Source organism: Brevundimonas sp. MF30-B (assembly GCF_004683885.1).
Lineage (GTDB): Bacteria > Pseudomonadota > Alphaproteobacteria > Caulobacterales > Caulobacteraceae > Brevundimonas.
Window position 1 is genome coordinate 1,597,385 of sequence record NZ_CP038440.1, and the last position, 22,577, is coordinate 1,619,961.

The window sequence follows — 22,577 nt, forward strand, 5'->3', positions numbered from 1 at the left end:
CAACGCCCGGTGGCGCCGACTGTTCGTTTCCCGGCATGCGACGGCTGGACGCAATCTGTCCGAAGCGTAACTTGACCCCCTGGGTCGTCAGATCCCAGGCTAGGCGTTCATGAATCGCATGCGGGGGGCTCTCATGCTTTCGATCCGGAATCTGGTCCACGTCTATCCCAACGGCACGCGCGCCCTGGACGACGTAAGCCTGGAGGTGCCGACGGGCATGTTCGGTCTGCTGGGGCCGAACGGCGCGGGCAAGTCGACGCTGATGCGGTCGATCGCGACCTTGCAGACGCCGACGTCGGGCGAGATGACCTTCGGCGAGATCGACGTTATCAAACAGCCCGAAGAGCTGCGCCGCACCCTGGGCTATCTGCCCCAGGACTTCGGCGTCTATCCGCGCGTCTCGGCCTACGACATGCTGGACCATATGGCGGTGCTGAAGGGCATTGCTGACGGCAAGGATCGCAAGGCCACCGTCGAGAGCCTGCTGAACCAGGTCAACCTGTGGCCCGTCCGCAAGAAGGCCCTGGCGGGTTTCTCGGGCGGGATGCGCCAGCGGTTCGGCATCGCCCAGGCTCTGATCGGCCAGCCCCGGCTGATCATCGTCGACGAGCCCACCGCCGGTCTGGACCCGGAAGAGCGCAACCGCTTCCTGAACCTGTTGGCCGAGATCGGCGAGAGCGTGGTGGTCATCCTGTCGACTCACATCGTCGAGGACGTGGCTGATCTGTGCCCGCGCATGGCGGTGCTGGCCGACGGCAAGATTCGCCTGGAAGGCGCGCCGTCCGAACTGCTCGGTCAGATGCAGGGCCGGGTGTGGAAGAAGACCATCGACAAGGCCGACCTGCCGGAACACCGGGTCCAGTACGAGGTCATCTCCACGCGCCTGTTCGCCGGGCGTACGGTGATCCACGTGCTGTCCGATGCCAAACCGGGACCAGGGTTCGAGCCCGTCTCGGGCGGCCTGGAGGACGTCTACTTCTCGACCCTGTCGGCCTCGCGCCGCGCCGCCTGAGGTCGATAGATCATGTTCGCCCGCATCGCGGCCTTCGAATTCCGCTATCAGCTTCGCCAGCCGGCCTTCTGGGTCATCGGCATCCTGTTCCTGCTGCTCAGCTTCGGCGCCGTGGCGTCGGAGAACGTCTCGCTGGGGTCGGGCGGGAACGTGCACAAGAACGCGCCCTATGCGTTGGCGCTGGCGCATATCGCCTTCAACATGTTCTTCATGCTGGGCACCACGGCCATCGTGGCCAATGTGGTGGCGCGCGACGTCTCGACGGGCTTCGGGCCCATCGTCCAGGCGACGCGTATGTCGAAGTTCGACTATCTGTACGGGCGCTTCTTCGGCGCCTTCGCGGCGGTGGCGCTCTGCTATCTGTCGATCGCGATCGGGACCTTCCTGGGCACGCTGATGCCCTGGGTGGACCCTGAGACGCTGGGGCCGATCCGGCCGGGCGACTACGCCTACGCCTATCTGGTGTTCGGGCTGCCCGGCGTGCTGCTGAGTTCCGCCCTTTTCTTCGCCCTGGCGACGGTCACCCGCTCGATGATGGCGACCTATGTGGGCGTGGTGGCGGTGTTCATCCTCTACACCGTGGCCACGGGCGTGATGGGCAATAAGCCCGAGTTCGAGACCGTCATGGCCTGGGCCGAGCCGTTCGGCGCCTCGGCCTATGAGCTGGTCACCCGCTATTGGACGGCAGCCGAGCGGAACAGCCTGAACCCGCCGCTGACCGGGGTGCTGCTGGGGAACCGGCTGATCTGGATCGGGGTGGCCCTGATTGCGCTGGGGATCGCCTATGCGCTGTATCGCCCGGCCGTGCGCGGCGCCAAGGCCAAGAAGCAGGATCGCCTGCGCGCCCTGACGGAGGCCTCGGTCGACGCGCCCGCCGATCTGTCGGCCCTGCCGCGACCGGCGCATGGGTTCAAGGCGTCGCTGGCCCAGCTGTGGTCACGCACCCGGCTCGAGATGGCCATGGTGTTCAAGAGCCCGGCCTACGTCGTGCTGATCGTGCTCGGTTTCGTCTTCGCCGCCATTGTCCTGCTGTTCACCGGCGAGCTGTACGGCGCGCCGATCCTGCTGGTGACGCGTGTGGTGATCGCTGGCCTGACGGGCTCATTCGGCCTGATCGCCATGATCGTGGCCATCTATTACTCGGGCGAGCTGGTCTGGCGCGACCGCGAGCGCCGGGTGCACGAGATCGTGGACTCCTCCGCCGCCGCCGACTGGACCTTTTTCGTGCCCAAGGTGCTGGCGTTGGCGCTGGTGCTGATCTCGACACTGATCGCCGGCGTCGCGGCCGGCATGGCCGTTCAGACCTACAGGGGTTATTTCGACTACGAACTCGACAAATACCTGTTGTGGTATGTGGCGCCTGAAGCGCTGAGCTACACCCTGCTGGCCGTGCTGGCGATTTTCGTCCAGGCCCTGTCGCCCAACAAGTTCGTCGGCTGGGCGATCATGGTCGTCTACATGATCTCGACCATAGTCCTGGCCAACCTCGGCTTCGACCACCTGCTGTACCGCTATGGCGCTGGCATCGCGGTGCCCCTGTCGGACATGAACGGGCAGGGCAGGTTCGCCGTTTACGCCAGTTGGGTGAACGCCTACTGGACCGCCTTTGCGGTGGTGCTCATGGTCATCGCCTATGGATTGTGGCGTCGCGGGACGGAAGTGCGGCTGAAGCCGCGCTTGAAACGTCTGCCGCGTCGACTGGCGGGGCCGGCGGGCGCGATCGGCGGGCTGGCTCTGTTGGTCTTCGCCGGCCTGGGCGTCTTCATCTTCATCAACGCCAACGTCTGGAATGAATACCGGAGCCGCACCCAGTTCGAGCGTCTGCAGGCGGACTATGAAAAGACCCTGCTGGGTTTCGAAAACCTGCCGCAGCCGTCGATCGATCAGGTCACACTGGCAATCGACATCTTTCCGCACGATCCGCGCATGGTCACGCGTGGCAGCTATGTGATCGAGAACCGGACCGAACGGCCGTTGAACGCGATCCATCTGCGCTGGACCAGCGACGATCTGGAGGTGCCGGTCCTGGAGGTGGAAGGCGCGTCTCTGGAACGGGAGTGGGACCGGTTCGACTACCGCATCTACCGGTTCGACCAGCCCATGCAGCCCGGAGAGCGACGCACCGTGCGGTTCGAGACCGTGCTCGCTCAGAAGGGCTTCAAGGTGCGCGGCAACATGACCTCAGTCGTGGACAACGGCACTTTCGTGAATAGTCGCGTCTTCACGCCCATCATCGGCATGGACCGCAACGGCCTGTTGTCGGACCGCACCAAGCGGCGCAAGCACGGCTTGCCGGCGGAGCTGCGCATGGCCAAGCTGGAAGACGAGGCGGCGCGTCAACACAACTACATCGGCGCCGACTGGATCCGCAGCGACATCACCGTCTCGACCGTGGCCGACCAGACGCCGATCGCGCCAGGTTACAAGGTTTCGGACCAAACTGCTGACGGTCGCCGCACGGCTCGGTTCGTGACCGAAGCGCCGATCCTCAACTTCCTTTCGGTGCAGTCCGCCCGCTATGCGGTCACTCGCCGCGAGCATGCGGGCGTCGACCTTGCCGTCTACCATCACCCCGGGCACGAGCAGAACGTGCCGCGCATGCTGGATGCGCTGGAGAAGGGGCTGGACTACTTCCAGGCCGCCTTCAGCCCGTATCAGTTCCGTCAGGCGCGGATCATCGAGTTCCCGGCCTACGCCAGCTTCGCCCAGGCCTATGCGAACACCATGCCCTATTCCGAAGGGCTCGGGTTCATCGCTGACTTCTCGGACCCCGAGAAGATCGACTACGTGACCTACATCACCGCCCACGAACTGGGTCACCAGTGGTGGGCGCACCAGGTGGTTGGCTCGGACCAGCAAGGGTCGACCCTGCTGTCGGAAAGCCTGGCGCAGTATTCGGCGCTGATGGTTATGGAGAAGATCTATGGCCCGGATCAGATCCGGCGTTTCCTGAAGTATGAGCTGGACAACTTCCTGCGCGCCCGGGCGATGGAGCGGCTGGAGGAGCTGCCCCTGATGCGGGTCGAGAACCAGCAGTACATCCATTACCAGAAGGGCGGCATGGTCATGTACCTGCTGCGCGATCAGATTGGCGAGGCGGCGGTGAACCGCGCGCTGCGCCGGGTCCTGGATCAGTACGCGTTCAAGAGCGCGCCCTATCCGCGCTCGCTGGACCTGATCGAGGCCATCCGCGCCGAGGCGCCGGCCGACAAGCAGGAGCTGATCACCGATCTGTTCGAGAAGATCACCCTCTATGATCTCAAAACCACCGCGACCACAGCCACGCGTCGGGCAGACGGCCGCTGGGATGTCGCAGTGACGGTTGAGGCGCGCAAGCTGTACGCCGACGGCAAGGGCGAGGAGACGGAAAGCCCTCTGAACGAAACCATGGACATCGGCCTCTTCTCGGCCGAGCCGGGCAAGAAGGACTTCACCCGCGACAGCGTCCTGGCGTTCGAGCGGCGGCCGGTGCGAACCGGCGTGCAGACCTTCCGCTTCATCACTACCCGCAAACCCGCCTTTGCAGGCGTGGACCCATACAACAAGTGGATCGACCGCAACTCCAACGACAATACGCGGCGGGTCGACTGACGCTCTGAACAGATCGGCCGCGCCCGCGTTGACTCCGCCGATTCGCATGGAGACGACGTCATGGCTGCGCGGCCGACCTGGAGCGGACATCTGAAGCTGTCGCTGGTGACCTGTCCGGTCGCTCTCTACACCGCGACGACCTCGACCAACGATGTTCGTTTCCACCTGATCAATCCCGAGACCAACAACCGCATCCGCATGGTGCCGACCGATCCGGACACGGGACCGATCGAGCGGTCGGATCTGGTCAAAGGCTATGAGGTGTCCAAGGATGAATACGTCCTGTTCGACGACGCCGATTTCGACAAGGTCCGGCTGGAGAGCACCAAGACCATCTCCATCGATACCTTTGTCGATGAGGCGGACATCGACCGCTTGTATTGGGACAGCCCATTCTACGTGGTGCCTGAGAAGGGCGTCGGAGCTGAAGCCTTCGCCGTGATCCGCGAGGCGATGAAGACCGCCGGAAAGGTGGCCCTGGGCTGTCTTGTCCTGCGCGGCAAGGAGCGTCAGCTGGCGCTTGAGGTCCACGGCAAGGGACTGGTCGCCTATACGCTGCGCGCCCACGACGAGGTGCGCCAGCCCGAGGACTATTTCGACGACATCCCGAACGTGAAGGCCGACAAGGACATGGTCGAGATCGCCGCGCGCATCATCGGCCAGAAGGAGGCGGACTTCGATCCGACCACCTTCAAGGACGGCTACGACGACGCCCTGCGCGAAATGATCAAGGCCAAGCAGAAGGGCGGCAAGGGCGTGGTCGAGGCGCCCGAGCCCGACGACACCAATGTCGTCGATCTAATGGCTGCGCTCAGGGCCAGCCTTAAGGGGACGGCGTCGACGGGCGCCAAGAAGGCTCCGGCCAAGAAGGCGCCGGCCAAGAGGACCGCTGCGAAGAAACCTGCCACGAAGAAGAAGGCCGCCTGAGGGACCGGGAGGGCCGCGGCTTCGCTCGACGTCATCGGCTGCGCGGGTGCGGCGATCTCTGCCCCAGTCGACCGACCGGCGGGCAAGGCGTCAGACGGCCTGTAAGCCGGGTTCTGTTCCGCCCCAAAACCGAAGTCTTAGGACGGCGACGATCATTCCTCTGGACCGGCCATCGCTGACCGGTTCTCGCGACCTACCCGGGCGCCTCGGGCGGTGAGCCCTGCGAAGCGAACTTCGCGCGACGCCCCTATTCGGTCTTGCTCCAGGCGGGGCTTGCCATGCCGGCCGCGTTGCCGAGGCCGCGGTGGGCTCTTACCCCACCCTTTCACCCTTGCCGCCCGCGAACGGGCGGCGGTTTGCTTTCTGTGGCGCTATCCCTCGGGTCGCCCCGGGCGGAAGTTATCCGCCGCCTTTTCACCGTGGAGCCCGGACTTTCCTCGACGGGGACAAGTCCCCGCCGCGACCGCCCGGCCGTCTGACAGGCGACAGATGACGGCGATTGCGCCCGCGATCAAGCGCGATCGGCGGCCTGACAGACGTCATGACGGGCGATGAGCCGTTCGGCCGCCTTCAGATGCAGGCGTTCGACCATGGCGCCGTCCAGGCGTATGGCGCCCAGGCCCGCCGCTTCGGGCGCGGCGAAGGCGGCCACGATCGCGCGGGCTCGCGCCACCTCGTCCGCCGCAGGCGCGAAGGCGGCGTTGGCGGCGGCGATCTGACGGGGATGGATCAGACTCTTGCCGTCGAAGCCGTAAAGCCGGCCTTGAGCGCACTCGGCCTGAAGGCCCGCTTCGTCCTCGAAGCGGTTGAGCACCCCGTCGACGGCAATCAGACCATGCGCCCGCGCGGCCGCCACCGTCGCCGCCAGCCAGGACTTCAGCGGCTCGCGATCCGGGCTGGCGCCGCAGCCCAAGGCCGTCGCCAGGTCGTTTACGCCCAGCATCAGCGCCTCGAGCGGCGGCCCCGATCCGGCGATGGCGTCCAGCCCCAGCACGGCCCGCGGCGTCTCGATCATGGCCCAACAGGCGGCCCTGGGCGCCAGGCGGGCGGCCTCGCGCACCGCCTCGGCCGTTTCGATCTTGGGCAGGACGATGAGTTCGGCGGCATCGCCCAGCGCCGTCAGGTCCTCGCGGCCCCAGGGCGTGTCCAGGGCGTTGACCCGAACGCCGACGCGAGGTCGAAAGCCGCCGTCCAGCAGCGCCGCCTGCGCCGCCCTGCGCGCTTCGACCTTGGCCTCTGGGGCGACGGCGTCCTCAAGATCCAGCACGGCGATGTCGCAGGGCAGGCTGCGCGCCTTTTCGACGGCGCGCGCATTGGAGGCCGGAAGAAAGAGAACGCTGCGCGCCGCGCCCGTCATGCGGCGAAGACCCTCGACATCAGTCGTTCCAAGGCTTCTGCGTCGGTGGAATCGAAGGCGGCCTTTTCGGTCGCATCGACGTCGAACACGGCGATCAGGGCACCCGAGTCGTCGAACACCGGCACGACGATTTCACTGGCGGAGCGGCTGTCGCAGGCGATGTGGCCCGGGAAGGCGTGCACGTCCTCGACCACCTGTGTCTGGCGGGTCTGGGCTGCGGCGCCGCATACGCCTCGCCCGAACGGAATGCGCAGGCAACCCAACGTGCCCTGATACGGTCCGACCACCAGTTCACCTCGCCGATCCGGATCGGCGACGTAGAAGCCCGTCCAGAAGAAGGTCGGAAAGGCGTCGGCCAGCATGGAGGCGACGGTGGCCATGCGCGCCGTCCGGTTGGGCTCGCCGTCGAGAACGGCAAGGATTTCGCTCTCGACCTCGGCGTAACGCTCGGCCTTGTCGGCGGGACGATCGTCTCGATAGGTGTATGCCATGGGATGCGGGATAATCCTCTTTGCCGCCTTGCGCCACGGGCGGAACGCGCGCGCAGCCCGCCGTCCGAGGTCAGCAACCGAAAATGGGCCTGTCGATTCCGCCGGATGACCGCTATTGGCGACATCATCAACCCGACAGGAGTCCGCCTTGCCGTCGCTCAGAGTCATGCGTAAGCGCGCCGTCAGACCGTTCAGGCGCTGTCGTGAGGCCGTGCGCCATCGCTGGCATCGCGTGAAGGAGGCCGTTCGGCACGCGACGGACGGCTCGCGCTACCACTATCTGGGCCCGGAGCTCGCCCTGACGAGGCTGCGGCACGGCTACTTCCTCTACGTCGATCCGCTGGACGAGACGGTCAGCCATAATCTGATTGGACATGGTCACTGGGAGGAGCCGGTCCACCGCGTCGTGAGAGGCCTGATACGGCCGGGCGACATCACGGTCGAGGTGGGGGCGAACCTGGGCTACTACACCATCCAGATGGCGAGGAGCGTGGGCCCCGAGGGGCGGGTGGTCAGTTTCGAGGCCAACCCGCGAATGGCGTCCTATCTGAAACGGTCCGTGATCTTCAATGGCGTGTCGGATCGGATCGAAGTGATCGAAAAGGCGGCCTCGGACACGACCGGGCGTCTGTCCTTCATGCTGTCGCGCAGGTTTTCCGGGAGCGGCCACCTGCTCGTCACCGAGAGCGGGATCGCTGAGGATCAATCCATCATCGAAGTCGACGCCATCCGCGTTGACGATCTTGGGTTAGACCGAATCGACTTCCTGCGAATGGACGCAGAGGGGTCCGAGCCTCTGATCCTGAAGGGAGCCGAGAAGGCGCTGAGCAATCCCGAGATCACGATCTGCATGGAGTGGAGCCCGATCCAGATCCGATCACGAGCCTCGGTGCCCGAACTGGTGGACTGGCTGGCCGCCCAAGGGTTCAAGTTCTGGCGAATCGAGCCCGACAGCAGCCTGATGCCGCTGGCCGTTGCGCAACTGCCGTCGCTGGACCATTGCGACATCATCCTGTCCCGGCAGACGCCGCGACCCAACAACAGGCGCGTGCGCGTTCAAGAGGCGGAGTCGTCCGCGCCGCGCTGAACCCTTTGCGAGTGAAGAGAAAACCCACACTGTGGCCGGTGGCGTTCGCCTGCGCGTCTGCTAGATCGAGTTGGTGATGAGCGAAATATTTCGCACCGCCAGCGTCTGCGTCCGGGCTCGGCCGGCCGAGGACCGAGCGCGATGGGTCGTGACGTTCGATAACTTCGGCCTGGGCCCGGGTTTTGAGCGCCGGGGTTTCGGAGAGCGCTTTCTCGCTGAAAGCGGGGTCTCGGCGATTCACGTCATGGGCGCCGGCGACGATTGGTACCAGTACCCCGAGATGATCGAGGCCATGGCTGCGGTTCGCTGCGCAACCGCGGACGCGAAGACCGTGATGACCTACGGGTCGAGCATGGGCGGCTACGCCGCCCTGCGGTTCGCCGACGCGGCTCGAGCCACCGCAGCCCTGGCCCTGTCGCCGCAACACAACATCGACCCCTCGCGTCCGCCGTATGAAGACCGATGGATCCAGTCGGCCCAGAATATTCGGTGGCTGCCGGATCTGGCCGGTCCCCTGACTTGGAGGGCGCAGGCCAGGCCGGTCGTCGTCTACGACCAACGGTCGCCCGACGCCGCGCAGGCCGCCGCTATCGCCAGCGAGATCGACCTGACCCCGATCGGCCTGCCGTATGCGGGCCATCCGATCAGCAGCCATCTTGCGGAAATAGGACTGCTGAAGCCGCTGTTTTTCGCGGTGCTTGAGGGCCGCCTGGACGCGCACAAGTTCCGGGCGGAGGCCAGGTCCCGTCGCAACACGCCGGTCTATCTCACCGAAATATCTCAGGCTTTGGCCGATCGGAGGCCGGAAACCGCGCTCGCCTTGGCGCGCAGAGGGGTTGAATGCGCGCCGACCAATACGCGCGTCCTGTCCAACCTGGGTCAACTTCTGCTTCGTGTCGGCCGCGTCGAAGAGGGGCTGGCGACCTTGGCGCGGTCGGTAGAGGTTTGGCGGACAGACACCACCTTGACCGCCTATGCGAACGCCCTGGCCGATCACGGGCGGCTCGCCGACGCCCGGCGTCTGGCGGCCGAAGTGGTCGACCTGCTGCCGCACCTGGCCTACCTTCGACTTTGGCAGGCCATGCTGGCTTATCGAGCTCAGGACTTCTCGGCGGCTCTGGCGGCCAGTTCGGAGGCCTTGAGACTGGACCCGACCGATCCCCACGCCCAAGCCTTGGCGGCAGACTGCCGGGCCCGACTGGACGGCGTCGATCAGCCGGCGCCGTCCGTGCGCGCCCGCCGTCTGCGTGATCTTTTCAGGAGAGACATGCACCGATGGTAGGCCCGGAGGGACTCGAACCCCCAACCAGACCGTTATGAGCGGTCGGCTCTAACCATTGAGCTACGGGCCCCCGTCGGAGCGGATGCACGGCCTAGCAGGACGCGGCGCGCCCGCAAAGGGCCTTGGACCTTTCGCCGATGTCACGAGGATGAACGGAACCTGCACCGTAGGGTGACGCGTTCGTTCAGGCGCGCCGCCGCATAGACGGCGTGTCGCGACGATGTCGCGTCCGAACCTTTCAGGAGCTATCCATGACCCGCACCCTCGTCGCCCTGTCGCTGGGAGGCCTGATGATGGCCGCCGCGGCCCCCGCCCTGGCGCAGAGCCAGCCGGGCGGCGGTGCCCCCCTGACGATCCAGGCGGTGACCGACCGACCGTCGCTGAATCTGTCGGCCTATGGCGAGGTCAAGGTGCAGCCGGACATGGCCTCGATCACCTCTGGCGTGGTCACCGAGGCCCCCACGGCGGCCGAAGCTATGCGTCTGAACGCCGAGCGCATGAGCCAGGTGATGACGGCCCTGCGCCGCGCCGGCCTCAATGAGCGGGACGTCCAGACCGCCGGTCTGAACCTGTCGGCCCAGTACGACTATCAGCAGAACGAGCCGCCGCGCCTGCGCGGTTACCAGGCCTCGAACCGGGTGACGGTCAACATCTACGACCTGACCAGGGTCGGTTCGACCGCTGACGCTGTGGTTGCGGCCGGCGTCAATCAGATCGACGGCGTGTCCTTCGGCCTGCGTGATCCCAAGGCGGCCGAGAACCAGGCTCGCCAGCTAGCCGTGCGCGCCCTGCAGGAAAAGGCGGCGCTTTACGCCCAGGCTCTGGGTCAACCGCTGGGCCAGATCCGCTCTCTGAGCGAAGGCGGCGGTTATACGCCGCGTCCGCCGATGCCGATGTACGCCGCACGCGCCGTGTCCATGGACGCGGGCGGGGCCGAGACCTCGGTGTCGGGTGGCGAGCTGAGCGTTCGCATCGACATCACCGGCGTCTACGACATCGGCCGCTGACCCCTTGACCGCCGCCGGGTTCGCTCGGCGGCGGCGTCTGGTTAAGGCGGCGGTGACCTTACCGCGAAACCCCGTCTTCACCCCGGAGCCCCATAACCGTCCCGATACGAGCCGGTCCCGAAGCAACGAGGACAGCCGTAATGGTGATGTGTTCAAGGGTAGCCTCATGGCCAAGACCGTCCTGGTCGTCGACGACGATCCGACCCAGCGCCGCCTGATCCAGGCGGTGCTCGAGCGTGAAGGCTATCAGGTCGTCCACGCCCAGGACGGCGGCGAGGCGCTGGAGCGCATGTCGCGCGGCGGCGGGGCCGACGTGATCCTGCTGGACATGATCATGCCGGGCCTCAGCGGCATGGAAGTGCTGGCCGAGCTACGCGCCCTGGGCAATCCGACGCCGGTGATCGTGCTTACCGCCAATGCGGGCGTGGACGCGGTGGTGAAAGCCATGCAGGCCGGGGCGCAGGACTTCTTCGTCAAGCCGGTCTCGGCCGAGCGGCTGCTGGTCGGGGTGGCCAATGCGCTGCAGCTGACGCGCCTGACCGCCGAGGTGGGGCGCCTGACCAAACGCGCGCAGGGCAAGACCTCCTTCGACGATCTGGTGGGCGAAAGCCTGCCGATGCAGCTGGTCAAACAGCTGGGACGCCGCGCCGCCGCCTCCAACATTCCCGTCCTGATCCTGGGCGAGAGCGGCGTCGGCAAGGAAGTCATCGCCCGCGCCTTGCACGGCGCCTCCGACCGCGCGGGCCGGCCCTTCGTGGCGGTGAACTGCGGGGCTCTGCCGGCCAATCTGGTCGAATCCATTCTGTTCGGCCACGAGAAGGGGGCTTTCACCGGCGCCAGTGAACGTACGCTGGGCAAGTTCCGCGAGGCCGACGGCGGCGTGCTGTTTCTGGACGAGATCGGCGAACTGCCGCTGGACATGCAGGTGAAGCTGCTGCGCGCGCTGCAGGAAGGCGAGATCGATCCCGTCGGCGGCAAGCGGCCGGTCAAGATCGACGTGCGCATCGTCTCGGCCACCAACCGAGACCTGGCCGAGCGGGTGAAGGATCACGCCTTCCGCGAAGATCTGTATTATCGCCTTAACGTTTTCCCCATCGACGCTCCGGCTCTGCGGGAGCGGCGCGAGGATATTCCGGCGCTGATCGACCACTTCGTGGCCCGCTTCAATGTCGAGGAAAACAAGCGGGTCGCCGGCTGTTCGCCCGAGACCCTGGCGATGCTGACCGCCCACGACTGGCCCGGCAACGTGCGTCAGCTGGAGAACGCCGTCTATCGCGCCATCGTCCTGGCCGATCAGCCCTGGCTTCAGCCGCACGACTTCCCCGCGATCTCGGGCGTCACCGCGCCGCTGGCGGCCGTGCCTTCGGCGGCTCTGAAAGGCGCGCCCGACGCCCCTTCGGCCGCGCCCTCCATGACCGAGACGCTGGCCGATGCGCCGGTGCGGATCCTGGACGACATGGGGCATCTGCGCACGCTGGAGGAGATCGAACGCGACCTGATCCAGCACGCCATCGAGGTGTACGCCGGCCACATGACCGAGATCGCCAAACGCCTCGGCATCGGCCGCTCGACCCTGTATCGCAAGCTGCGCGAACAGGGCCTGGACGAGCCGCTGAAGCACGCGGGCTGAGTTTCGCCGATTCCGCTCTGACTCTTGCGCTGACTCTGGCCGCCGTCTCGCGGTAAGACGGTCCCATGAGCGACGCCGATCCGAATCTCGACGGGCCTCCCTGGGAGGAGGACGACGCGCCCGAGCGCGACGCGAACACCGACGACATGTTCGGCGTACCGCCCGCCGCCGCGCGTGAGCCGGCGCCCGCCGTCCAGCCGCAGGCCGCGCCATCCGCTCCGCCGGTCGAGCAAAACGCCGCCTATCAGGTGCTGGCGCGCAAATATCGCCCGCGGACCTTCGAGGACCTGATCGGCCAGGAGGCCATGGTCCGCACCCTGACCAACGCCTTCGCCTCGGGCCGCATCGCGCACGCCTTCATGCTGACCGGCGTGCGGGGTGTGGGCAAGACGACCACGGCGCGCCTTTTGGCCCGCGCCCTGAATAACGAGACGGACGTCATCGACAAGCCGTCGCTGGCCCTGACCGCCCACGGCCGGCACGACGCCGCCATCATGGCCGGCCAGCACATGGACGTCATGGAGATGGACGCGGCCTCGCACACCGGCGTCAACGACATCCGCGACATCCTGGAGAGCGTCCGCTACGCGCCGGTCGAGGCCCGCTACAAGGTCTATGTGCTCGACGAAGTGCACATGCTGTCGACCCAGGCCTTCAACGCCCTGTTGAAGACGCTGGAAGAGCCGCCGCCCCACGCCAAATTCATCTTCGCCACCACCGAGATCCGCAAGGTGCCGGTGACCATCCTGTCGCGCTGCCAACGCTTCGATCTGCGCCGGGTCGAACCCGAGGTGCTGGTCGAGCACCTGGGCCGCGTGGCGGACCGCGAGGGCATGAAGATCGAGCAGGAGGCGCTGGCCCTGATCGCGCGCGCGGCCGAGGGCTCGGTGCGCGACGGCCTGTCGCTGCTGGATCAGGCCCTGGTCCAAGGCGACCGCGGCGAGATCGTGCCGACGGCGGTGGTGCGCGACATGCTAGGCCTGGCCGATCGCAGCCAGACCATCGCCCTGTTCGAACGCATCATGGCCGGCAAGACGCCAGAGGCGCTGGAGGTCTTCCGCACCCTGTACGGCTACGGCGCCGATCCGGTGCAGGTGGTGGGCGACCTGCTGGAGCACTGCCACGCCGCCTCGGTGGCCAAGATGCTGGGGCCGCAAGCGACGCGTCTGCCCAACGACCAAGCCCAGACCCTGGCGGCGCTGGGGGCGGCGGTGCCGGCCTCGGCCCTGTCGCGGACGTGGCAGATGCTGCTCAAGGCGATGGACGAGGTGCGCCGCGCGCCCAATCCGGCCGATGCGGTCGACATGGCCATCGTGCGCCTGGCGTATGCGGCCGATCTGCCGGGGCCTGAAGAAGCGCTGCGCAAGCTGCAGTCGGGCGAGCCGATGGGCGGCGGGTCCGCGCCCGGCGGGCCGTCGCGCGGCGGCGGCGGCGGGGGAGGGGGCGCGTCGGCGCAGCTGGCGCCGCGGCCTCAGGCTGCGCCGTCGCTCCCCGATCCGCAGACCTTCGAACAGGTCGTGGCCCTGATCGGCGAGAAGCGCGAAATCAGCCTGCAGATGGACGTCGAGCGCTTCGTGCGTCCGGTGTCCTTCAAGCCTGGCCGGATCGAGTTCGAACTGGCCGAGGGCGCGCCCAGCAACCTGGCGAACCGGCTTTCAGGTCGGCTCAAGGAATGGACCGGCCGCGCCTGGCTGATCGCCGCCAACGGCCAAGGCGGCGGCGAGACTCTGATCGAACAGCAGAAGAAGACCCGCGCCCGCGAGCGCGCGGCGGTCGAGGCCGATCCCTTCGTCCGCGCGGTGCTGGAGGCCTTTCCGGGCGCGACCCTGGGAGAAATCCGCACCCTGGCCCCGCCGGTGGAGCTGCCGTCCATTCCCGATGAAGCTGACGACGATTGAGGCCGCGGACTGTCGCGGAGCCTCTGTCGCGGCGCGGCGACATCGCCTATCTATCGGGTCATGAAAGACCTAAACCAACTCATGCAGCAGGCCCAGGCGATGCAGCAAAAGCTGCAGGACGCCCAGGCCAAGATGGCCGAAACCACCGCCGAGGGCACCTCGGGCGGCGGGCTGGTCACCATCGCTCTGAAGGGCCCCGGCGAGATCACCGCCGTCAAGATCGACGACAGCCTGATGCAGCCGGGCGAGGGCGAAATCCTGGCCGATCTGATCGTTGCCGCCCACGCCGACGCCAAGCGCAAGCTGGACGAAGTCAATGGCGCCCTGATGCGCGAGGCCGCTGGCCCCATGGCCGGGATGAACATTCCCGGGATGCCGAAGCTGTTCTGATGGCCGCCTCCGCCGGGCCGGAGATCGAACGGCTCATCTCTCTGCTGGCCAAGCTGCCCGGCATGGGCCCTCGCTCGGCGCGCCGCGCCGCGTTGGCCCTGTTGAAGCGACGTGAGCAGCTGCTCGTGCCGCTGGCCGCCGCCCTGGCCGATACGGCCGAGAAGGTGGTCAGCTGCTCGGTCTGCGCGGCGCCCGATACGCGCGACCCGTGCTCCATTTGCGCCGATCCGAACCGTGACAACGGCCTGATCTGCGTGGTCGAGGAGGCCGGCGCCCTGTGGGCCATGGAGCGGTCCGGCGCCTTTCGCGGCAAATATCATGTGCTGGGCGGACTTCTGTCGGCGCTGGACGGCGTGGGCCCCGACCAGCTTCGCGTCACCGAACTGATCGGTCGGGCGCGCGGCGGCGAGGCCAAGGAGGTCGTGCTGGCCCTGCCCGCCACCGTCGACGGCCAGACTACCGCCCACTATCTGGCCGAACGGCTGAGCGCGGCAGGAGTCGAGGTCACCAGCCTGGCGCGCGGCGTGCCTGTCGGCGGCGAGTTGGACTGGCTGGACGACGGCACGATCATCCAAGCCCTGCGCGCGCGCCGTCCGGCGTGAGGGCCGCGGGCCCCCTGGCTCATTTTGCGCGTGAAGAGACTCCCCGTAGGAACGGACTGCGAACACGGCGCGGCTGCGACCGCTTCTGACGAAGCGGGCGTGCTTGTGGATGACGGTGGCGGTTGGAGCATCCGGCGATGATTGAAGTGCTTGTTCTCGTGGTCCTGGCGGCGACAGCGGCCAGCTGCGTGATCGGGGCCCTGGCCTGGTCGGCGGCGAAACGCAGCGACCCAGGCCTGCTGCAGGAAGCGCTGCGGCGCGAACTGGCTGACATGCGCCAGGAGTTTGACCGCAAGGCCGCAACTCAGCGGCTGGAGTTGAATGACGCCCTGTCCAAAATGGGCGGGGGCCTGGACCAGCGGGTCGGCCAGTTGAACGAGAGCGTTCAGCTGCATTTCACAGCCTTTCGCGAGGCTCAGCAAAAGTCGGCCGACAACCTGGCCGAAAGCCAGCGTACGCGCCTCGGCGAGACCAATGCGGCGGTGTTGAAGCTGACCGAGACCCTGGCCCAGCAGCAGCTGGAAGGCCGCAAGTCCATGGCCGAGGAACTGGACAAGGTCCGAGCCGCCTTGGCCGACAACATGGAGAAGCTGCGCAAGGAGAACGAGGCCAAGCTGGAGGAGATGCGCAAGACCGTGGACGAGAAGCTTCAGTCCACCCTGGATCAGCGCCTGGATGCCAGCTTCAAGCAGGTCTCGGATCGGCTCGAGTCGGTGCAGAAGGGCCTAGGGGAGATGCAGACCCTGGCCACGGGCGTAGGCGACCTGAAGCGGGTGCTGACCAATGTGAAGTCACGCGGCACCTGGGGCGAGGTGCAGTTGGGCGCTCTGCTTGAGGACACGCTGAACGCCGATCAATACGGCGGCCAGGTGCAGATCCGGCCCCGCAGCCCCGAGCGCGTCGATTTCGCCGTCCGTCTGCCGGGTCACGACGAAAACGGGCAGGTGTGGCTGCCCATCGACTGCAAGTTCCCGCATGAGGACTACGCCAGGCTGCTGGCGGCGCAGGACGCGGCCGACCCCGTGGCTGTGGACGCGGCGGGCAAGGGGCTGGAAAAAGCGGTGGCGGCTCAGGCGCGGTCGGTGTCCGAAAAGTATATCCACCCGCCGCATTCGACGGACTTCGCCTATCTTTACCTGCCGACCGAGGGGCTGTTCGCCGAAATCGTACGCCGTGAAGGCTTCACCGCCGAACTGCGAAGCCGCTATCGCGTGGAGGTGGCCGGGCCCAGCACCCTCACGGCGCTGTTGAACAGCTTGCGGGTGGGGTTCCGCTCGCTTCAGATCCAGAAAAAATCCAGCGAGGTCTGGACCGAACTGGGCAAGGTGAAGTCGGCCTTCGAGAAATACGGCGACGCCCTGCACGCGGTCGACAAAAAGCTGGACGAGGCCCGCAACAAGGTGGCCGACGTCGGGCGCCGCCATACCGCCGTCATCCGCAGCCTGCGTAATGTCGAGGCCGTGCCGCTGCTGGCCGCCGATGACCCTGCCCGCCTTATTGCGCCGTCCGAAGACGTCGCCGCTGAGTAGACGGGAAAGCGACCCGGACGCATAGACAAGCGTGCTTGACAGCAGCGGGATGCGGGTGTAAATGATGCTTGTCATTTAGCACAGGAAGCTTGTCATGTCGTCCTCAAGGTCAAGGCGCGTTCACGGCCTTAGAGCCTACACCACCGTGTTGTTAGTGGCGCTCGCCGCAGGGCTGATCGCCGGTGCTGGAACCGGGTTACTGGCGCTGATGCCCGGCCCGCTGGGTACGCTGCTGACAGTGGGTGTCCTGGCTCTGGCCATGGCCTCGGTGTTTGCGGCGGTCGTCTGGTGGTGGCGGGGCATCGACGAAGCTGCGCGCGAGGCGCACAAATGGGCCTGGTGGTGGGGCGGGACCGCAGGGATGGTGGTTGGCGCTGTGGCGCTGATGACCCTGACCCTTCGCGGCGAAGCTTTGGTCGGACAATCCCCGGCGGGCGCCATGGCGACCGGCATGCTGGCCATGCTGCTGCTGCCCGTGCTCGGCTACTCGGCAGCCTGGGTCTTCTGGTGGCTTAGGAACCGGTAGGCGTCATGAACAATCGTCTCAAGGTTCTGCGGGCGGAGCGCGACTGGAGTCAGGCGCATCTGGCCGACCAGCTCGGCGTCAGCCGGCAGACCGTGAATGCCCTTGAAACCGGGCGTTACGACCCGTCCCTGCCGCTCGCTTTCAAGATCGCGCGGGTTTTTGGACAGCCGATCGAAGCCATCTTCATCGAAGAGGAGACTGCGCTATGAACGCCGCCTCAACCGATCGATGGGCCCGTCTCGCCAGGGGCTTTATCGGCTTCGCCGCCGCCTTTCCGGAGTGACGACATGACCTGTCTTCAGCGACTGAAAAGCTTCACACGGCTGGCCGTCGGCGCGGCCCTGGGGCTGAGCCTGTTCGCCACCGTGATAGCGCCCCCGACGACGGGGCTTGCCCAGGTCGAGCCGACCTCGGCGCCGAGCCCGGCCGTTCGCGCGGCCGAAGGCGAGGGACCCCGATTGTGGGTGGTGCGCGACGCGGATTCGACCCTCTATCTGTTCGGCACGGTGCATGTGTTGAGGCCCGACACCGGTTGGTGGACGCCGCGCCTGCAGCAGGCGTTCGACAGCGCCGATGAACTGTGGCTGGAGTTTGCAGAGGTAGACGATTCTGCAGCGGTCGCGCGGGCTCTGCAAAGACACGGGATGACGCCCGACCGACCCCTGTCCAGCGTGCTGGAGCCCGAGATCCTGGCGCGGGTCGACGCCGCCGCCCGCACCCTGGGAATGAGCGGCGCAATGGTCGAGCCGATGCGACCATGGGCTGCGGCGATGCTCATCACCCTTGCGGGGCTCGACAAGGCGGGGTTCGACGCCAAGTCCGGTGTGGAACTGACCGTCGCACGCATGGCCCGGGCCGCCGGCAAGCCCATCCGTGGGTTCGAGACAGCCGATCAGCAGGTGGGTCTGATCGCCGCCATGAGCGAGCCCGCTCAGGTGCGCTTCCTGGAATCCACCTTGGAGGACTTTGATCGCGCGACACAACAGTTGGACGACATGGTCCAGGCCTGGGCTGACGGTGACGTCGACGCGCTGGACGCGGTCATGACAGCCGAAATGCGCGACAAGAACCCTGAAGCCTACGATCGCATGATCGTGCGCCGCAACGCCGCCTGGGCGAGGCAGATCCGCAGCCTGATGGAAGGAGAGGGCACGGTCTTCATCGCAGTGGGCGCGGGTCACCTGGCCGGCGACGACAGCGTGCAGGCTCTCCTGGCGCGTCAGGGGGTCACGGTCACCGAGGTGCGGTGAGCATTTGGAGCGGGCAGCGGGAATCGAACCCGCACGAGCAGCGTGGGAAGCTCGACGAAAGCCCGCTCCAACAACCGTCTAGCTGCAAAACAGGGCCGAGCACAAGCAGGCCGAGCTCGACAAAGACTGGCGGTTCGGGGACGAGGAGCGAGCGGAGCGGATGGGCACGTTCGATCGCAACGCCAACCGTCAGATCCAGCTATTCGATCACCGCGAAACCGAGCGCCTGCGTTCCGAGTTTCGAAGCTATGGCCGTGAGGTCGTCGGCGCCATCGAGGCTGGTCGGATCGGCGAGTACATCGGTGATCGCCTGAAAGAGCGGCTGATGGACGGGGGGGGTGGACGCGCTTTTCAATATGCTTAGCAGAGCCGGAGACGGTGGTGGTGGTGGCTGGCTCAAGTCGGCCTTCAGCGTGGCCAAGGCGGCCTTTGGCGGTGAGCGGGCCAGCGGTGGTGAGACCAGGGCCGGAAGCTTCTACACGACCGTGGAGCACGGCCGGCCGGAGTTGGTGATGCTGAGCGGTCAGGGGCACGTCCTGAGCAATGCCGAGACCGCCAAGATGATCGCCGGCTACCAGGATGATCGTAGGACAACTGCGGAGCCATCGGTGGTCGTTAATTGCCCCCGATCAACATCTACGCCGAGGGCGCCGATAAGGACGGCCTGATGCGGGTGGAGCAGTCCCTTGATCAGTTTCGCCAAGACATGCCCAACATCGCCGTGCAGAGCGTCGCGGACGCCCGTCAACGAAGGATGTTCTGATGAGCGATGCCGCCCCTTCAGCGTGCCCTGCGCCCAGCTTCTTTGAGGCGGCTGTCGACTGGACGGTGAGCGCTCACGTCGAACAGACCGAACCGGGCACCTGCGTGGTCGGGTCATGATGATGAACCGCGAGGGCATGCAGATTGGAATCGGCGCGCCGTTCGTCTGGCCGGACAACTATGAGGACCGCGACATGGAGGCGGCTGGCCTCGCTGCCGCAGCGAAGATTCTCCAGCACCTAACGGACAAGCTGGGCGCAACTGCCCGCGAGATATTAGGCGTATGATCGGCTAGAGCAACAAGCCACGAGGGGAAGAATCATAGCGCGGTGTGAGTGAGACTTCTGCGGGCCGCGCTTGTCCAGCTAAGCCGAACTTATTGCCCGATCAGGTACATCCACTTCGCTCCGACAACCGAAAACACGAGTCATCACTTGAACAAAAAAGGGGCGGGCGGAGACTATACAAGGCCCCTTGGTTTTATATCTTTGCCGCTCTGTTGGCGATTATTATATCGTAACCCGCAATGCACACGTATATGATAATCGCCGCGACAGATAGAATTACAAAAAGGTCCGAATAGAAACTGAGCCCTATTCCGATAAACATACAAAATACGGAAATGCCCGCCATCAGCATTCGTCGAGGCCTGAGGCGCTTATACGCTGACTCGAATCTTTTGACTTCCTCCTTATCTCCCCAAGGAAGAACTCCAATTGCATAAGACGAAATTAAGGGGGGTAGTGCCCAATCGAAAATCAGTATGGATAAAACAATAAACAATATTCCCATCAGCAGGTTACCATCATTCCGAACCTGCCTCCGAAACATTACCTTGTAGTCGCAACTGTCTTGGACATGAGGCGCAGCCTGCGCCCCGGCATTCCGCAAAGCTCTTGTCACGGAGCCCCGAAAGCCAGCCCAACCATAGTAACTGTCGCATTCCCGTATCGGCCATCCGAAAAATTCAAAAGAATTGAGGCTACGTCAAAACCATACGACACCAGGCCAGCCCCGGCCGCCACTCCTCCCAAGCCGACGCCGCCCACTACGGTTGGCGAGTATACCACAGCTCCGCCCGCCGCTGCCAAAGCCAAACCGCCAGAGAATTCGCTTAGTTCGCCTGCGAAATCGACCACTTCTCCTCGCCACGAGTTGGCGGGCCGACATTCTAAAGACGGCATGGTGAACCGGTTGGTTCGTATCACCTCGGACGTTCGTGCGGGCGCCGTAACCACCACATCAGCGAGCTGATGGACTAGGTCGTTGAACAAGGGCCGGCCAGTGTTCGTCCAGCTGCCCCAATTACCAGACCACAGCCCCCATTCCGCGAACCTGCGTCTCATCGCTTCTACGAGGATATCTTCCAGTTCCGTAGCGTCGTCACATTGGGGGTCACCGGGTGTCGGGCACAGCCCCAGCGGGTCGACCCAGTTCATGGGGTCTGCGCCGACGTAGGCGTAGAGGTTGGCCCCTGCGGCGTAGCCGATCGGGTCGGTCTGCAGGAACCGGCCGAGTTGCGGCGCATAGGCCCGCGCCCGGTAGTGATAAGCCTGGGCCTGCGGCAGCCAGACCTGTCCCCTGTATTGGAACGTCCCGGCGTTGTTCGGGCCGGGCACGCCGTATTCGTCGTAGGTGTTCAGCGCGGTGACGGCACCGACGCTCCCGCACCGACCAACGACCTCGACACCGAGCTGGCCGAGTTCGAGGCCCGACATGGTAACCGTTAAGATCAAGGGCATTTACACCGTTCGATCTAAGGGCCGGGCCTATCACTACGCTTGGTGAAGCGGCCCTCGGCTGTACGGCGCGCCAGGGTCGCTGGAGTTCCTGGAGAGCTATCAGGAGGCTTTGGCCAGCCGCCGGCCGAAGGATGACGACCGCATCCGCGCGCTGGTGATGCTTTACCGCTCCAGCCCCGCTTTCACCGGTCTGGCCGACAGCACCCGCAAACAGTGGAACCGCTGGCTCGACCGGATCGTGGAGCCCTTCGGCGAGCTTCGCGTCGCCAGTTCGATCGCGCCGACAAGATCGGGCCCATCATCCGCCGCTGGCGCAACCGCTGGGCCGACAAGCCCCGCACGGCCGACTATGGCTTGCAGGTGCTGTCCCGGTTGCTGTCTCACGCGGTGGACCTGGACAAGATCAGCGCCAACCCCTGCGAGGGCATCAAGCAGCTGTATCGATCGGACCGAGCCAACCTGATCTGGAGCGGGCAGCGGGAATCGAACCCGCACGAGCAGCTTGGGAAGCTGCCAGGCTACCACTACATCATGCCCGCGGCGCCGCCCCGAGCCATAGCGCAGCGGACGGTGGCTTCACAAGCGGGAGCCTTTGTCCTCGCGGCGTGTTCTGGCCCGACGCGGAGGGCGAACATGCGGTTCAGGTTCAGGCAAGGTGGAAAGCAGCGCGGTCTGCGCGCCCGAGCCATCGAGTCGGCAGCGCGCGCAGGCTATGGCGCGCGTGGATTCGTTTATCTTTCAGCAGGCGCGTTGACCCTGATCGCTGCGCTGCGCAGGGGCGGAGAGGCGGCGGGATCCTCCGGCGCAGCGGGTTGGCTGGCCGGCCAGCCTTTCGGGCAGCTTTGGCTGGTGATGCTGGGGCTTGGCCTGTGGGCGTTCGTCGGCTGGCGTGTGCTGCAGGCTGTTTTGGACGCGGACCACGAGGGGGGCGACGTCCAAGGGCTTGCCGCCCGCGCCGGCCAGGGTCTGAGCGCCGTCTTCTATGGTTTGCTGGCGGCTTCGGTATTCGAATATCTCGACGAGTTCGGCGGCGCCCGAGCCGGCAGTTCGGATGCCTTGGAGAATCAGCAGAAGGCGGCTGAGCTCCTGGCCCTGCCTTTTGGTAATTGGCTGCTTGCGGCGGTGGGGGTTGCGATCGTGGCGGTCGGCGTGGGCAACATCGTTCGCGCCATCCGCGATGACTTCACCGAATCCCTGGCCTGCTCGGCGGAAACGTGTCGACGCGTGGCGCCCCTGGCGCGGGCGGGCTACGGCGCCCGCGGCGCAGCCTATCTTCCGCTGGGCGCCTTTGTGGTCCTGGCGGGGCTGAGAGCGTCCAGCGAGTCGGTCACGGACCTGGGCGGCGCGCTGGACACGCTTTCGCGCCAGCCGGGCGGAGACTGGATTCTGGGCCTGACCGCGGCCGGCTTTATGGCCTTCGGCGCCTTCGCCTTCGTGGAGGCGCGCTGGCGTCGCATCAGGCCGCCTCGGGAACTGACCTGAACGTGAGCCGAG

The 22,577-nt window shown here is 66.1% G+C and carries 21 protein-coding genes, 2 tRNA genes and 1 other RNA gene; 18 read left to right on the forward strand and 6 right to left on the reverse strand.

Annotated elements, in window-relative coordinates:
* Positions 1-133: 133 nt before the first annotated feature.
* From E4M01_RS08010 to E4M01_RS08020, 3 genes are read left to right on the forward strand one after another with little or no spacing between them, the layout of a single operon-like run.
* The gene (locus tag E4M01_RS08010) at positions 134-1,012 is read left to right on the forward strand and encodes an ABC transporter ATP-binding protein (protein ID WP_135067102.1); all 879 of its coding nucleotides are present in this window, start codon (positions 134-136) and stop codon (positions 1,010-1,012) included.
* Positions 1,013-1,024: 12 nt separating this feature from the next.
* Complete coding sequence (locus tag E4M01_RS08015) at positions 1,025-4,603, forward strand: M1 family aminopeptidase (protein WP_135067105.1); 3,579 nt, start codon at positions 1,025-1,027, stop codon at positions 4,601-4,603.
* A gap of 60 nt (positions 4,604-4,663) precedes the next feature.
* Positions 4,664-5,530 (forward strand): Ku protein, encoded by an 867-nt coding sequence (locus E4M01_RS08020; RefSeq protein ID WP_135067108.1) that lies wholly within the window; start codon positions 4,664-4,666, stop codon positions 5,528-5,530.
* Positions 5,531-5,616: 86 nt separating this feature from the next.
* Here E4M01_RS08020 and rnpB read toward each other — a convergent pair.
* The 3 genes from rnpB to E4M01_RS08035 form a co-directional block, all read right to left on the reverse strand.
* Positions 5,617-6,009, reverse strand: an RNA gene (gene rnpB, locus E4M01_RS08025) — RNase P RNA component class A.
* 32 nt (positions 6,010-6,041) lie between these two features.
* Positions 6,042-6,887: a CoA ester lyase gene (locus E4M01_RS08030; RefSeq protein ID WP_135067111.1), complete on the reverse strand. Its 846-nt coding sequence runs from the start codon at positions 6,885-6,887 to the stop codon at positions 6,042-6,044.
* Positions 6,884-7,378 carry a GAF domain-containing protein gene (locus E4M01_RS08035; RefSeq protein WP_135067114.1) on the reverse strand — a complete coding sequence of 165 codons (495 nt, stop codon included), beginning with the start codon at positions 7,376-7,378 and terminating at the stop codon, positions 6,884-6,886. Before E4M01_RS08035 ends, E4M01_RS08030 begins: the two co-directional genes overlap by 4 nt.
* 211 nt (positions 7,379-7,589) lie before the next feature.
* On the opposite strand from E4M01_RS08035, the gene E4M01_RS08040 reads away from it, so the two are divergent.
* Together E4M01_RS08040 and E4M01_RS08045 are read left to right on the forward strand one after the other, a co-directional pair.
* On the forward strand, positions 7,590-8,465 hold the full coding sequence (locus tag E4M01_RS08040) for an FkbM family methyltransferase (RefSeq protein WP_167765483.1): 876 nt from the start codon (positions 7,590-7,592) through the stop codon (positions 8,463-8,465).
* Positions 8,466-8,541: 76 nt separating this feature from the next.
* Entirely contained in the window at positions 8,542-9,747 is a 1,206-nt protein-coding gene (locus tag E4M01_RS08045; RefSeq protein WP_135067120.1) for a hypothetical protein, read from the forward strand.
* Here the strand turns inward: E4M01_RS08045 and E4M01_RS08050 are convergent.
* Positions 9,742-9,817: transfer RNA gene (locus E4M01_RS08050), tRNA-Ile, on the reverse strand. The genes E4M01_RS08045 and E4M01_RS08050 overlap by 6 nt on opposite strands.
* 181 nt (positions 9,818-9,998) lie before the next feature.
* On the opposite strand from E4M01_RS08050, the gene E4M01_RS08055 reads away from it, so the two are divergent.
* The 12 genes from E4M01_RS08055 (at position 9,999) to E4M01_RS14320 (ending at position 19,628) form a co-directional block, all read left to right on the forward strand.
* Positions 9,999-10,754 (forward strand): SIMPL domain-containing protein, encoded by a 756-nt coding sequence (locus tag E4M01_RS08055; RefSeq protein ID WP_135067123.1) that lies wholly within the window; start codon positions 9,999-10,001, stop codon positions 10,752-10,754.
* 166 nt (positions 10,755-10,920) lie between these two features.
* Positions 10,921-12,384, forward strand: a complete 1,464-nt coding sequence (locus tag E4M01_RS08060) for a sigma-54 dependent transcriptional regulator (protein WP_135067125.1) — start codon at positions 10,921-10,923, stop codon at positions 12,382-12,384.
* Between the two features lie 65 nt (positions 12,385-12,449).
* Positions 12,450-14,282, forward strand: a complete 1,833-nt coding sequence (locus E4M01_RS08065; protein ID WP_135067128.1) for a DNA polymerase III subunit gamma/tau — start codon at positions 12,450-12,452, stop codon at positions 14,280-14,282.
* A 60-nt stretch (positions 14,283-14,342) separates the two neighbouring features.
* The gene (locus E4M01_RS08070; protein ID WP_135067131.1) at positions 14,343-14,672 is read left to right on the forward strand and encodes a YbaB/EbfC family nucleoid-associated protein; all 330 of its coding nucleotides are present in this window, start codon (positions 14,343-14,345) and stop codon (positions 14,670-14,672) included.
* The gene (recR, locus tag E4M01_RS08075) at positions 14,672-15,274 is read left to right on the forward strand and encodes a recombination mediator RecR (RefSeq protein WP_135067134.1); all 603 of its coding nucleotides are present in this window, start codon (positions 14,672-14,674) and stop codon (positions 15,272-15,274) included. The genes E4M01_RS08070 and recR overlap by 1 nt, the downstream gene beginning before the upstream one ends.
* Before the next feature lie 137 nt (positions 15,275-15,411).
* Positions 15,412-16,803 carry a DNA recombination protein RmuC gene (rmuC, locus tag E4M01_RS08080; protein ID WP_209316021.1) on the forward strand — a complete coding sequence of 464 codons (1,392 nt, stop codon included), beginning with the start codon at positions 15,412-15,414 and terminating at the stop codon, positions 16,801-16,803.
* A 208-nt stretch (positions 16,804-17,011) separates the two neighbouring features.
* A complete protein-coding gene (locus tag E4M01_RS08085) occupies positions 17,012-17,329 on the forward strand; it encodes a hypothetical protein (protein ID WP_245161281.1) in 318 nt (105 codons plus the stop codon).
* Positions 17,330-17,334: 5 nt separating this feature from the next.
* The gene (locus E4M01_RS08090) at positions 17,335-17,538 is read left to right on the forward strand and encodes a helix-turn-helix transcriptional regulator (RefSeq protein ID WP_135067140.1); all 204 of its coding nucleotides are present in this window, start codon (positions 17,335-17,337) and stop codon (positions 17,536-17,538) included.
* Positions 17,539-17,616: 78 nt separating this feature from the next.
* Positions 17,617-18,579: a TraB/GumN family protein gene (locus E4M01_RS08095; protein ID WP_135067143.1), complete on the forward strand. Its 963-nt coding sequence runs from the start codon at positions 17,617-17,619 to the stop codon at positions 18,577-18,579.
* A 160-nt stretch (positions 18,580-18,739) separates the two neighbouring features.
* On the forward strand, positions 18,740-18,943 hold the full coding sequence (locus E4M01_RS08100) for a hypothetical protein (protein ID WP_135067146.1): 204 nt from the start codon (positions 18,740-18,742) through the stop codon (positions 18,941-18,943).
* A gap of 255 nt (positions 18,944-19,198) precedes the next feature.
* Complete coding sequence (locus E4M01_RS14315) at positions 19,199-19,342, forward strand: hypothetical protein (RefSeq protein WP_167765485.1); 144 nt, start codon at positions 19,199-19,201, stop codon at positions 19,340-19,342.
* A 115-nt stretch (positions 19,343-19,457) separates the two neighbouring features.
* On the forward strand, positions 19,458-19,628 hold the full coding sequence (locus E4M01_RS14320; protein WP_167765487.1) for a hypothetical protein: 171 nt from the start codon (positions 19,458-19,460) through the stop codon (positions 19,626-19,628).
* A gap of 612 nt (positions 19,629-20,240) precedes the next feature.
* On the opposite strand, the gene E4M01_RS08110 is transcribed toward E4M01_RS14320, so the two are convergent.
* Positions 20,241-21,059, reverse strand: coding sequence for an RHS repeat-associated core domain-containing protein (locus tag E4M01_RS08110; RefSeq protein ID WP_135280323.1), 819 nt, complete (start codon positions 21,057-21,059; stop codon positions 20,241-20,243).
* A 489-nt stretch (positions 21,060-21,548) separates the two neighbouring features.
* Positions 21,549-21,622, reverse strand: a tRNA-Gly gene (locus E4M01_RS08115).
* A 94-nt stretch (positions 21,623-21,716) separates the two neighbouring features.
* Between E4M01_RS08115 and E4M01_RS08120 the strand changes: the two genes are divergently transcribed.
* Positions 21,717-22,565, forward strand: coding sequence for a DUF1206 domain-containing protein (locus E4M01_RS08120; protein WP_135063573.1), 849 nt, complete (start codon positions 21,717-21,719; stop codon positions 22,563-22,565).
* Positions 22,566-22,577: the final 12 nt, after the last annotated feature.

What these genes read in the sequence shown, in the direction of transcription:
- E4M01_RS08095 (WP_135067143.1), top strand. Translation starts at nt 17,617, where the DNA reads ATGACCTGTCTTCAGCGACTGAAAAGCTTCACACGGCTGGCCGTCGGC.
- recR (WP_135067134.1), top strand. Translation starts at nt 14,672, where the DNA reads ATGGCCGCCTCCGCCGGGCCGGAGATCGAACGGCTCATCTCTCTGCTG.
- E4M01_RS08055 (WP_135067123.1), top strand. Translation starts at nt 9,999, where the DNA reads ATGACCCGCACCCTCGTCGCCCTGTCGCTGGGAGGCCTGATGATGGCC.
- E4M01_RS08110 (WP_135280323.1), bottom strand. Translation starts at nt 21,059, where the DNA reads ATGTCGGGCCTCGAACTCGGCCAGCTCGGTGTCGAGGTCGTTGGTCGG.
- E4M01_RS08100 (WP_135067146.1), top strand. Translation starts at nt 18,740, where the DNA reads ATGGGCACGTTCGATCGCAACGCCAACCGTCAGATCCAGCTATTCGAT.
- E4M01_RS08120 (WP_135063573.1), top strand. Translation starts at nt 21,717, where the DNA reads ATGCGGTTCAGGTTCAGGCAAGGTGGAAAGCAGCGCGGTCTGCGCGCC.
- E4M01_RS08010 (WP_135067102.1), top strand. Translation starts at nt 134, where the DNA reads ATGCTTTCGATCCGGAATCTGGTCCACGTCTATCCCAACGGCACGCGC.
- E4M01_RS08065 (WP_135067128.1), top strand. Translation starts at nt 12,450, where the DNA reads ATGAGCGACGCCGATCCGAATCTCGACGGGCCTCCCTGGGAGGAGGAC.
- E4M01_RS08060 (WP_135067125.1), top strand. Translation starts at nt 10,921, where the DNA reads ATGGCCAAGACCGTCCTGGTCGTCGACGACGATCCGACCCAGCGCCGC.
- E4M01_RS08030 (WP_135067111.1), bottom strand. Translation starts at nt 6,887, where the DNA reads ATGACGGGCGCGGCGCGCAGCGTTCTCTTTCTTCCGGCCTCCAATGCG.
- E4M01_RS08035 (WP_135067114.1), bottom strand. Translation starts at nt 7,378, where the DNA reads ATGGCATACACCTATCGAGACGATCGTCCCGCCGACAAGGCCGAGCGT.
- E4M01_RS14320 (WP_167765487.1), top strand. Translation starts at nt 19,458, where the DNA reads ATGATGATGAACCGCGAGGGCATGCAGATTGGAATCGGCGCGCCGTTC.
- E4M01_RS08020 (WP_135067108.1), top strand. Translation starts at nt 4,664, where the DNA reads ATGGCTGCGCGGCCGACCTGGAGCGGACATCTGAAGCTGTCGCTGGTG.
- rmuC (WP_209316021.1), top strand. Translation starts at nt 15,412, where the DNA reads ATGATTGAAGTGCTTGTTCTCGTGGTCCTGGCGGCGACAGCGGCCAGC.
- E4M01_RS08085 (WP_245161281.1), top strand. Translation starts at nt 17,012, where the DNA reads ATGCCCGGCCCGCTGGGTACGCTGCTGACAGTGGGTGTCCTGGCTCTG.
- E4M01_RS08090 (WP_135067140.1), top strand. Translation starts at nt 17,335, where the DNA reads ATGAACAATCGTCTCAAGGTTCTGCGGGCGGAGCGCGACTGGAGTCAG.
- E4M01_RS08070 (WP_135067131.1), top strand. Translation starts at nt 14,343, where the DNA reads ATGAAAGACCTAAACCAACTCATGCAGCAGGCCCAGGCGATGCAGCAA.
- E4M01_RS08015 (WP_135067105.1), top strand. Translation starts at nt 1,025, where the DNA reads ATGTTCGCCCGCATCGCGGCCTTCGAATTCCGCTATCAGCTTCGCCAG.
- E4M01_RS08045 (WP_135067120.1), top strand. Translation starts at nt 8,542, where the DNA reads ATGAGCGAAATATTTCGCACCGCCAGCGTCTGCGTCCGGGCTCGGCCG.